General features: G+C 59.0%; 1 protein-coding gene. It reads left to right on the forward strand.

The window, feature by feature from the left end; translation table 11 throughout:
- The first annotated feature begins 121 nt into the window (after positions 1-121).
- Complete coding sequence (locus BN2476_RS44265) at positions 122-1,132, forward strand: IS110 family RNA-guided transposase (protein ID WP_087740403.1); 1,011 nt, start codon at positions 122-124, stop codon at positions 1,130-1,132.
- The last annotated feature ends 104 nt before the right edge of the window (positions 1,133-1,236 follow it).

Raw genomic sequence — 1,236 nt, forward strand, 5'->3', positions numbered from 1 at the left:
GCTTTCGTAGCCGGTCGTCGCTCAGAGAGCCTCGAGTACCGGCGCCATCTGTAATGGGATGGTCACCCCCTTCCGCGCAGCGAGGGTACGCAGCCGGTTATTTCCTCGGGAGATCACTGCCATGCAAAACGTCACGCTGATCGGGATTGATCTGGGCAAGCATGCATTTCACCTTCATGGTCAGGACAAGGCAGGCAAAGCCGTGTTTCGCAGGAAGGTATCCCGCAAGCAACTCTTCGAGTTCTTCGCCACCTTCCAGGCATGTACCGTCGTCATGGAGGCCTGTGCAGGCGCTCATTACATGGCACGCAAGCTCGTGGCGTTCGGCCACGATGTAAAGCTCATATCACCGCAATTCGTGCGTCCGTTCGTGAAGAGCAACAAGAATGACTTCGTCGACGCAGAGGCTATCTGCGAAGCCGCTTCCCGGCCATCAATGCGCTTCGTTACATCGAAGACTGAATCGCAGCAGACGTTATCGGCGCTGCATCGGGTACGTGACGCGCTGGTGAAGGACAAGGTGCGCACCACCAACCAGATGCATGGGTTCCTGCTCGAGTTCGGCGTCGCACTCCCAGTCGGCAATGCGGTTGTCACGCGTTTGCCGGCACTACTCGCCGAGCATTCGTTGCCACCACGTATCATTGCGATCCTCGAGCGACTTCATGCACACCTCAAATACCTTGCCGAGCAGATTGACGAGGTCGAAAAGGAACTCAACCGACAGCTTGCGGATGACGCCATAGCGCAGCGATTGCTGACGATTCCCGGAGTTGGACCGATCACAGCAAGCCTGCTCAGCTCCGAACTTGGCGATGGCAAGCAATATCGATGCGGCCGCGACTTCGCCGCTGCTGTCGGGCTGGTGCCACGTCAGTACAGCACGGGAGGCCGATCGAACCTGCTCGGCATCTCCAAGAGGGGAGACAGGAACGTTCGCCGCCTGCTCGTGCAGTGTGCTCACGCCTTCATGTTGCATCTGCACAGTTACTCCGGCGCAGTGGCCGACTGGGTGCGCTCGATGCTTGCACGGCGACACTCAAACGTGGTGACCTGCGCTTTGGCCAACAAGTTCGCGCGAATCGCGTGGGCCATCGCGAGCCGCGACGCTGTATTCGAGCTGCGTACGTGAGCCGCCGGTGCGCGGCCAGGCACCAGTCTCACCGACTTACCGCAGTCAACCCATCTGGTTTTGCGATTGCTGAAATATTGATGACGTGAACGGCAAACCGGCCT

It is taken from the genome of Paraburkholderia piptadeniae (assembly GCF_900007165.1).
In the GTDB taxonomy this organism is placed as follows: domain Bacteria; phylum Pseudomonadota; class Gammaproteobacteria; order Burkholderiales; family Burkholderiaceae; genus Paraburkholderia; species Paraburkholderia piptadeniae.

Excerpts from the sequence above, each read along its gene's own strand:
- BN2476_RS44265 (WP_087740403.1), top strand. The coding sequence starts at position 122 with ATGCAAAACGTCACGCTGATCGGGATTGATCTGGGCAAGCATGCATTT.